The 8,821-nt window shown below is 45.1% G+C and carries 8 protein-coding genes; 4 read left to right on the top strand and 4 right to left on the bottom strand.

The window, feature by feature from the left end; translation table 11 throughout:
• Window positions 1-50: 50 nt before the first annotated feature.
• Entirely contained in the window at window positions 51-1,130 is a 1,080-nt protein-coding gene (gene recA, locus Q0R35_RS13505) for a recombinase RecA (protein ID WP_295619067.1), read from the bottom strand.
• 226 nt (window positions 1,131-1,356) lie between these two features.
• Between recA and Q0R35_RS13500 the strand changes: the two genes are divergently transcribed.
• The 3 genes from Q0R35_RS13500 (at window position 1,357) to Q0R35_RS13490 (ending at window position 3,037) form a co-directional block, all read left to right on the top strand.
• Complete coding sequence (locus Q0R35_RS13500; RefSeq protein ID WP_295619064.1) at window positions 1,357-1,686, top strand: DUF2605 domain-containing protein; 330 nt, start codon at window positions 1,357-1,359, stop codon at window positions 1,684-1,686.
• Between the two features lie 162 nt (window positions 1,687-1,848).
• Window positions 1,849-2,157 (top strand): DUF2973 domain-containing protein, encoded by a 309-nt coding sequence (locus Q0R35_RS13495; RefSeq protein WP_295619061.1) that lies wholly within the window; start codon window positions 1,849-1,851, stop codon window positions 2,155-2,157.
• A gap of 34 nt (window positions 2,158-2,191) precedes the next feature.
• Window positions 2,192-3,037 carry a DNA/RNA non-specific endonuclease gene (locus Q0R35_RS13490; RefSeq protein WP_295619058.1) on the top strand — a complete coding sequence of 282 codons (846 nt, stop codon included), beginning with the start codon at window positions 2,192-2,194 and terminating at the stop codon, window positions 3,035-3,037.
• 176 nt (window positions 3,038-3,213) lie between these two features.
• Here Q0R35_RS13490 and Q0R35_RS13485 read toward each other — a convergent pair whose 3' ends face one another.
• From Q0R35_RS13485 to Q0R35_RS13475, 3 genes are all read right to left on the bottom strand, one after another.
• Complete coding sequence (locus Q0R35_RS13485; RefSeq protein ID WP_295619055.1) at window positions 3,214-4,914, bottom strand: iron uptake porin; 1,701 nt, start codon at window positions 4,912-4,914, stop codon at window positions 3,214-3,216.
• 366 nt (window positions 4,915-5,280) lie between these two features.
• Complete coding sequence (gene hisG / locus Q0R35_RS13480; protein ID WP_295619052.1) at window positions 5,281-5,928, bottom strand: ATP phosphoribosyltransferase; 648 nt, start codon at window positions 5,926-5,928, stop codon at window positions 5,281-5,283.
• A 66-nt stretch (window positions 5,929-5,994) separates the two neighbouring features.
• A complete protein-coding gene (locus Q0R35_RS13475; protein ID WP_295619049.1) occupies window positions 5,995-7,923 on the bottom strand; it encodes an ABC transporter ATP-binding protein in 1,929 nt (642 codons plus the stop codon).
• Window positions 7,924-8,152: 229 nt separating this feature from the next.
• Between Q0R35_RS13475 and Q0R35_RS13470 the strand changes: the two genes are divergently transcribed.
• On the top strand, window positions 8,153-8,713 hold the full coding sequence (locus Q0R35_RS13470) for a DUF4126 domain-containing protein (RefSeq protein ID WP_295619046.1): 561 nt from the start codon (window positions 8,153-8,155) through the stop codon (window positions 8,711-8,713).
• Window positions 8,714-8,821 lie beyond the last annotated feature (108 nt).

The raw sequence follows: 8,821 nt of genomic DNA, 5'->3' as shown, positions 1-8,821 counted from the left end.
GGTAATTCATGAATTACCCCTCCCCAATTTTTATAATTTATGCTGTGAATTTATTCTTCACCATCTTCGCCATCATCGTCTTCTTCTTCCTCAGCTTGCTTGAGCGAATTTGCCGAGACAGCTACGCCAGTATTGAGCTTCTCCAATACCTGGTTTTGAACTTTAGTCACAAACTCGGCATTTTCTTCCATGTACTTGACTGTATTGTCGCGTCCTTGGGCGAGATTGTCGCCTTCGTAGCTATACCAAGCACCCCGACGAGTGATAATTCCGGTTTCTTCAGCCAGATCTACCAAACAACCGACGGTAGAAATCCCTTTCCCGAAGATAATATCGAACTCGGCAATGCGGAATGGTGGTGCGACTTTGTTTTTAGCCACCTTAACCTTAACGCGGTTCCCGTACTCGCCTTCATTAGCGCGTTTGAGGGTTTGAATCCGGCGGATATCCAATCTTACCGACGCATAGAACTTGAGTGCGGTACCACCAGTAGTGGTTTCAGGGCTACCATAGGTAATCCCGATTTTTTGACGCAGTTGGTTGATAAAAATTACCGTACAACCAGATTTAGAAATACTCCCAGTAATTTTTCGCAGTGCTTGGCTCATCAGACGGGCTTGTAAACCCATGTGCGAGTCGCCCATATCGCCTTCGATTTCCGCACGCGGTACCAGTGCAGCTACCGAGTCAATCACGACGATATCGACAGCCGCCGAACGGACTAATTGATCGACAATTTCGAGTGCGGCTTCGCCAGAGTCGGGTTGCGAGACGAGCAGATTGTTGATGTCTACACCCAAAGCCGCCGAATAAGTCGGATCTAGAGCGTGTTCGGCATCGACAAATGCTGCGACTCCACCAGCTTTTTGGATTTCGGAGATCGCATGTAGGGCGAGGGTAGTTTTACCAGAACTTTCTGGGCCGTAAATTTCAATGACTCTCCCTTTGGGCAAACCGCCGCCCAGGGCAATATCTAGAGTCATCGCTCCACTTGAAATGGTTTCTACCCGCATCCGCTGGGCATCACCCAGCCGCATAATCGCCCCTTTTCCAAAAGATTTCTCGATTTGACTGAGGACTAAATTGAGGGCTTTCTGTCTGTCTGGGCTATTGGTGATTTGGGTTGCCATTAAATTAGGGGTTGGTGCCTTCGTTTAAGTACTAAAAGTTTGGTGCATGGGTACTATTATACCGCCGATCGACTCCAAAAGTCAAAGTCCGATCGGTCACTATTTTCACGATACCCATCAATTGACTAATTAGTGATAAATCTGCGACTAATTCTAAATTTTTTCATTAAGAATTGTAAAAAAAGATCTAGAATGGATGTATATATTAAAAATCTGTTTGTACCCCATGTCTAAATCGCAGCCATCAGAACAGGAATTACTCCAAACCATCCTCCAGCCCTTGCTGGTAGACTTTGACTACTGGTTTACCCGATCGAAAGAACTCCTAGAGCGCGAACCGATTGCTTTTATGAGTCCCAGTGCCCAATCCGAATTACTAGCACGAGTCGATCGGGCGCAACAAGAGGTGAGTGTTGCTAAAATGCTATTTAATGCCGTCGGCGGACAAGCAGGCATCGAACCCAGTCAAATGGTGGGTTGGCATCAAATCGTTACCGAATGTTGGCATGTTTCGATGCAGTTAAGACAGTCGGAACAGTCTAAAATAGAAGAGTAAGCGCGATCCCCATTGCCTTAATTTCTCATAAAAGCTAAATTGATGGTCTAGCTGTACTCACTCACTTGTTGCCAGCTCAGGTGGTGGCAGGTAATGTGCCAGATCTCTCACAATTTTTGATGTGCTACTTACTATTTTTGGCTACTCCTGTAAAAAAGTGATATGTTACAAATTATTTATTTAATTGCCTTTACGATTTTGGCATTTTTGGCGATCGGCAATCTGATCCGCAGTCTAATTGGGTTTAGCGTGGAAGCAGGGCAGCCCAAAGCCAGAAACAATGCTAATTTTTATGGTTCTAATTATCGTGCGGGTACAGTTCCCCACCCAGAATTGCTCGACGATATGGGTAATGTCACCAACGAGCCGTTACTAATTATGAAATCGATTAGTGTCGAAGATGCTCGTGCTAGACTAGACGCGCTGTATCATAACGATTCCCCGCGTTCGGCTGAAGGTGATAATCTGTAGACTGAACAACAGAGTTTTTACAGAGCTGACAACCGTGCGAAGAATAGCCTACCTCCTGATTTTGACGATCGCGATTAGCCTTGTTGCTTGTCGTAACCCCGACATTCCCTCAGGAGGAGAAACTAAAGGCAATATCAACCTGTTGATGGGTAATCCCTCTCAAGCAACCACCTCCGCAGGTAACGCCGAGAATTATTTAATCGTCCGTCCCCAGTACGCGCTCTCTTACTCTAAAAATAAAGGCATCCCCAATTGGGTAGCGTGGGAACTTAATGCATCTTGGTTGGGCGACGCTCATCGCGTTGGTAAATTTGCCCCAGATGAAGAGTTACCCGCAGGTTGGGAACGCATTAAGCCTTCAGATTATACTGGGAGTGGCTTCGATCGCGGTCACATGACAAATTCCGAAGATCGCAGTCGATCGCCAGAAGATAATATTCCCACCTTTGTGATGACCAATATTATCCCCCAATCGCCCGATAATAATCAAGGCGTATGGGTACAGTTAGAAAATTATTGTCGGGTTTTAGCCAGATCTGGCAAAGAGCTATTTATTATCTCCGGCGGACACGGACAAGGCGGCATCGGTAAAAACGGTCTGAGAGCGACTGTAGGCAAGGGTAAAGTCGTCGTACCAGCTCTAACGTGGAAAGTAATCTTAGTGCTGGATAAATCCAATGCTGGCGTGGCTGGAGTCGATAAAAATACTCGCACTATTGCGGTAATTATCCCCAACAAGCAAGGCGTGAGAGACGATCCTTGGCAACAATATCGGACATCGGTTAAAGAGGTAGAAAAGCTAACTGGGTATCAGTTTTTTACCAGCGTCCCAGCGGAAATTCGCGATGTCATCAATGCCAAGGTCGATAATCTTAATTAACCTAAGTTGCGACCTGTAGAATGCCGGGGGAGCTGGAGCTGATTGCCCTCGTCGGGAAACCAGCCCACACAACTGCGACAAGACAGCGCAATAAGACACAATCGGCGGCAGTGCCTAAGAGCCAGATGGAGGCAAGTCCAGACGCTTCGATCGAAATTGACGAGGTGTCAACTTGCCTAGAACTTAAAAGTCGTTCTCAGCGCACCAACTGTTGCGGTTGGTGTTCCGGCAATACCTTCGGGGTTAAACACAAAAAATACCCCTGGCGTAATGGAGACATTATCGCTAACGCGGATGTTATAAAAAGTTTCTACCTGATAGGGAGTAGCGTTGGTATTATTCGTACCTGCCTGACTTCCCCCCAAGGAAGAACGGTTGAGCGGCTGCCCGAAGAGAATGCCCAGCATATTGCCAGGAGCAAATGCATCTTTGAAGCTCCCACCTACCATCCAGCTTGTAAAAGTAGCGTTGGCATCGACACCTGGCAAGCTGGAAGATATCAAACTGCCCGTCGCAGTCAAATCTATATTAGGTGTAATTCCATAGTTGGCAGTCAAACCCAAGCTATTTAGATTGATGCGATTTGATAAGGAATTCGCCGCGTTGGTAGGAATGGCATTGATATCTTGAGAAGTTAGCCCTGTGCCTAAAATATTAATCTTGTGGGAGCTAAACGCATAATTCAAGGCTAATGCTAAATTGCTACTGGGTTTGTAGGTTAATTGCGTGCCAAAAATGTAGCTACCGCCGAATAAACCGCCACCTACTAAAGAATCGCCAGGAACGAAGGCGTTGATATTGCCATAGAGTGCCCGCACATCAAATTCGGTAGTTGGTTGCCAGATGACACCGCCAGCAGCAGCCAACCCAAACCCAGAAGTACCGCCCGATACCCTAGTTACTGCCGCCGTCGTCCCAAACCGCGACAGCGAGCCTTGAGCGTCATTAAATAGCGGCGATATCTGTGGGAACGCATCGGTTACTTCGGCACTAGTACCCGCAAATGCGGTTAATTGACTGTTCACAGGTTGTAAATACAGCAACTTGTACAGACGGGTGCTATTGTTGGCAACGGGAGTTAGAGAGGCTACGGTAGTACCGCTACTAGGATTGACAGGAAACTGCACTTCCGAACCCAACCGAACCGTGCTGCTATTTAACCCCCCAATATCGTTGTAACCAAGGGTGGATTGAATGCTGCTGCTACTGCCAGCATTGGTAGATTGCAACCCAGTAATGAGGGTACCACCACCAGGGATTGAAGTAGTCAAGTTGAGCCGCACACGATTGGTAAAAGCGATATTTGCATTGCCACTACCCGCCACAAAGGGATTAGCACCACTAGCACCAGCCGCCGTTAAAACTGCTTCGCCACTGAGCTTAGTTGTAATTGAAAATTGTTGTTTTTCAACAGTAGCAACTTTACCTTCGACTTTATCTACTTTAGTTTTGAGAGTGGCTAATTCTGTGGCATAAGACTCCTGCAAGCGTCTAATTGTCTCTAGATCCTCTTTGGTGACAGGTGAGTCAATTTTCTGCGCTACTAATCGATCGATTTCCTTAATGCAAGCCTGGAGTCCAGCGGCAAAGCGGATGCGGTCGATCTGTTGCCCATCTCGAAAAGTGAGATCGGGATTAGATCCATCATTGCAGTTGTATTTTTCTACTAAAAATTTTAAGGTCGCAACATCCTTTTGTGGCAGTCGATCTTCAATTTTTTGGGCGGCTGGTGGGACTTGGGTATTGGGATTTTCTGGAGTGCTGGCGGGACTCGTGGGAGCAGATTGAGCAATTGCCGCACTGCCATAATATAAACTAATTACCAAAATAATGGATATTTTGTCAATTACTTTTACAATATTTTTTAGAATTAACATTTTGCTTTGGATATTCTTTACTTTCATCAGAGTATCTGAATTGTACGATCGTAGTCAATCCCCAATGATTGCGAATCAAAATTGGCAGCATAATCTTCCCTTATCTCTTAATTAAGAGTTGAAATCCAATGATTATCATAGATGATATGAATAGTTTTGCGAGTCGGGCATCACTCACGATCCAAGCTCAGATCCAATGGGCATTTTACCATTTAAAATATGGTGAAATCATTCGATCGATACGATCGAATGATACTAATGATTTAAGCTTGAATACCATCTACCGCGAATGCAAAAAAGGAAAGGACAGCTCTATCCGTTGGTTAATTCATGAATTAATTGCTCCTACCTTAATTTAGGAGTTATCTATGGGCTAATTACTAGTACTTGAGAGCGAATTTGGGCGACTAAATCGCTGAGTTCGTCTCGATCGAGTCGATAACTTAACGGATGAGCGATTAGTCTTGCACTGCTGTAAAATAGAGTTTCAATCTCGATCAGACCGTTTTCTTTGAGTGTTTTACCCGTGGATACTAAATCGACAATTGCTTCGGACATGCCTGTAATCGGCCCTAATTCTACCGAACCCGAAAGTGGTACGATCTCGATCGGTAAATCGATACTATCAAAATAATCTCTAGCACAATGTACGAATGTCGAAGCAACTCTACCATGTGCGGGTAGATCTAAAGTATTCCGGTAGGGACTATTTTCTCTGACTGCTACCGACAGTCTACATGTGCCAAATTTGAGATCGACTAATTGAGCGACTTGAGGCGTTTTTTCTCGCAGTACGTCATATCCGACAATGCCTAATTGAGCTTGTCCGTATTCTACATAAACAGGGACATCGTGATTGCGAACGAGCAAAGCTTTGGCGCGATTAGTGGGATCTACAATTTGAAGTTGGCGGTTATCTTTTTCTAAGAAGGCACTAAAGTCTAAGCCAACAGACTGAAATAGCTGGATACAATCTTTTAGTAAACCACCTTTTGGTAAGGCTACGGTAATCATTTAGGTTTTAGGCTTTAGGTATTAGGGTAAAGACAATAGAAATCTGACGCATTAACGCCTTACGTCCTACTTATTACTTAACTCTCGATTACTTTGTTGATGGATGATGCGATCGATCGTACCGAGGGGAATGGAAGAGATTAACTTACGAGTATATTCTGTTTGTGGCGATCGGTAGACATTTTCAGCAGCATCGATTTCTTCAATTTTACCTTGATTCATCACCATAATCCGATCGCTCATAAATTTAACTACGCTCAAGTCGTGGGAAATAAAAATATAGGTGAGCTTAAATTCAGATTGTAACTCTTTGAATAGGTTTAATACCTGCGCTTGAACCGAGACATCGAGGGCAGATACCGACTCGTCGCAGATGATAAACTTAGGATTGAGTGCTAAAGCACGGGCGATACATACTCGCTGGCGTTGACCGCCAGATAGTTGGTGCGGATAAAGTTTGAGATAATCTGGATGCAACCCAACTCGTTCTAATAAATATTCGGCACGTTCTTGACGCTGTGCTTTGCTTTTAAGTGTTTTATGAATTACTAGCGGCTCGACAATTAAATCGCAAATACTCATCCGAGGATTGAGCGCACTAAATGGATTTTGAAAGACAATTTGTAACTCTCGGCGCAGAATTTGCATCTGTTCGCCTCGGAGTGTGGTAATATCTTGACCTTGAAAATAAATCGAACCCGATTGAGGTTCGATCAGTCTGAGAATCGTTCGGGCTAGAGTACTTTTACCACATCCAGATTCGCCGACCAAACCGAGTGTTTCACCAGGATTAACATGAAAAGAAAGATCGTTTACCGCCCACGTATATTCTCGATTATTCTTACCAAACATCCCACGAGCTGGGAAACCAACCTTTAAGTTATTAACTGCTAAAATTGGTGTCGATCGATCGTCTATTTCTGGTGCTTTTAGTTCGCGATTATCGATGGTTGTGTCTTGCATTACAACCGATAATGGTTGAGGTTTTTCAATGATTTCAATCCTACCATCTGCAAGGACGCGTTCTTCCATGAAGTCCTTGATCGTCGGTAGAATTGAGGTCGATCGATCGGGACGCGGACGACAAGCAAGTAAACTTTTAGTATAGGGATGGGTGGGATTTTGAAATAGTTCTAAAATCGGTTTGCATTCGACTATTTGCCCCTTATACATAACTGCAACCACGTCGGCAATTTCGGCAATAATTCCCAAATCGTGAGTAATAAAAATCATCGACATTTCCCGCCGATCTCGTAACTCTTGGAGTAGTTCGAGAATTGTCGCTTGGACGGTGACATCGAGAGCCGTTGTCGGTTCGTCAGCAATTAGTAAAGTCGGATTACAAGAAATTGCCATCGCGATCGTTACCCGCTGTAATTGACCGCCCGAAAGTTCGTGGGGATAACGTTCTAGCCACGATAATTTTTGCTGATTAATCGCATCATTAAGTTCTCGATCGCTCAAAGCATTAGCAGGAATTTCTAAGTATTTAACATTAGTTAAATACTGCTCTCGTAAGCTATCGTCGCTAGGAATTAACTTAACTTCTTGCAAGACATAAACAGCCTGACGACGAGCTTCTGCCGCCGATAAAGATTGATGTTGAGAAATTGCTTCGACTAGTTGATAGCCGATCGTAAATACCGGATTTAGCGAAGTCATTGGCTCTTGAAAAATCATCGCCATTTGCGAACCGCGATAACTCGAAAGTTGCGCTGGTAATAACGAGAGTAAATCGATCCGTTGCGGGGTACTACCATCATTTTGCTCATGACCCTGAAACCATACCTCCCCCTGGGTAACTCTACCCGCACTGGGTAGCAATCCCATTACCGCCAGAGAAGTTACCGATTTACCAGAACCAGATTCGCCGACAATACCTAATGTCTGCCCTGGTTGTAGCGCAAAAGAGATCCCATCGAGCGCAGGTTGCTTGACACCGAGGAATTGCACCCGTAAATTACGAACATCCAGCACAGGCGATCGATCGGTCATAGGTAGATCTAAAGAAGAGTGTCGATTTAACTAAGATAGCTCTATCTTACGCTATCGATCGGTACAAGTTGCTACGATCGATTGCTGCTAAATGTTGGCTGTACTGTAACATATCGATCGAGCGTAAATCGGATTTATAATGATACATTACCAGTCAATCGGGGCACATTCAGACCGATCGAGCTGTCACTACTAACTAGACGATAAGTTTTCAACAGCAGAAAAATTCATGATTGAAATCCTCGCTGTATTATCAGTCTCTGCTGCGGCGGGAATGCGAATCGCACTTCCATTATTAGTAATCGGACTAATTCAAACCGACTTGTGGCAACGGGTACCGCTCCTCGATCGGGTACCACCTCAAATTGTCATCGCCGTACTTACAGCTTGGACACTGCTCGAACTATTCGTCTCTAAGCAACTCTGGGGACAACGATTATTGCAAGTCGTCGAACTAGTATTCAGCCCGCTAGTGGGTGCTGTCATGGCGATGGCGGTAGCGAGAATATTGCAAATTCAACCCACCCAACTGACCTGGATTTTCGGCGTGGTCGGGGGCTTAGTCGCCCTGGTATTGCAACTAGTCAAAGTGGGCTGGTTCTACAGGCTCAAAGGATTGCCCACCTGGGCGGTACTCTTAGAAGATATTTTGTGCGTGTTATTGGTATTGTTTGCCTTCAAAGCACCCAATTCGGGCGGTTTGATTGCGTTGTTATTATTGTGGCTGGCGATTCGGAGTTCCCAAAGCTGGTATCGGTGGTATAAGGGGGGTGTAGGGAGTAAGGAGTAAGGAGTAAGAAAAATCCCCTCCCTGGAGCTACCGTGTACACACATCTCTCGATCGAAGTGAAAACCCTAGAGATCCCCCTGCTTGGTGCGTGCGCTAAACCGTCGGGGA

This window comes from Chamaesiphon sp. GL140_3_metabinner_50 (assembly GCF_025361915.1).
In the GTDB taxonomy this organism is placed as follows: Bacteria; Cyanobacteriota; Cyanobacteriia; order Cyanobacteriales; family Chamaesiphonaceae; genus Chamaesiphon.
The sequence above is the reverse complement of the archived record's forward strand: the minus strand, read 5'-3'. Positions and strand labels throughout refer to the sequence as shown.

What these genes read in the sequence shown, in the direction of transcription:
- Q0R35_RS13485 (WP_295619055.1), bottom strand. Translation starts at nt 4,914, where the DNA reads ATGTTAATTCTAAAAAATATTGTAAAAGTAATTGACAAAATATCCATT.
- Q0R35_RS13475 (WP_295619049.1), bottom strand. Translation starts at nt 7,923, where the DNA reads ATGACCGATCGATCGCCTGTGCTGGATGTTCGTAATTTACGGGTGCAA.
- hisG (WP_295619052.1), bottom strand. Translation starts at nt 5,928, where the DNA reads ATGATTACCGTAGCCTTACCAAAAGGTGGTTTACTAAAAGATTGTATC.
- Q0R35_RS13495 (WP_295619061.1), top strand. Translation starts at nt 1,849, where the DNA reads ATGTTACAAATTATTTATTTAATTGCCTTTACGATTTTGGCATTTTTG.
- Q0R35_RS13470 (WP_295619046.1), top strand. Translation starts at nt 8,153, where the DNA reads ATGATTGAAATCCTCGCTGTATTATCAGTCTCTGCTGCGGCGGGAATG.
- Q0R35_RS13500 (WP_295619064.1), top strand. Translation starts at nt 1,357, where the DNA reads ATGTCTAAATCGCAGCCATCAGAACAGGAATTACTCCAAACCATCCTC.
- recA (WP_295619067.1), bottom strand. Translation starts at nt 1,130, where the DNA reads ATGGCAACCCAAATCACCAATAGCCCAGACAGACAGAAAGCCCTCAAT.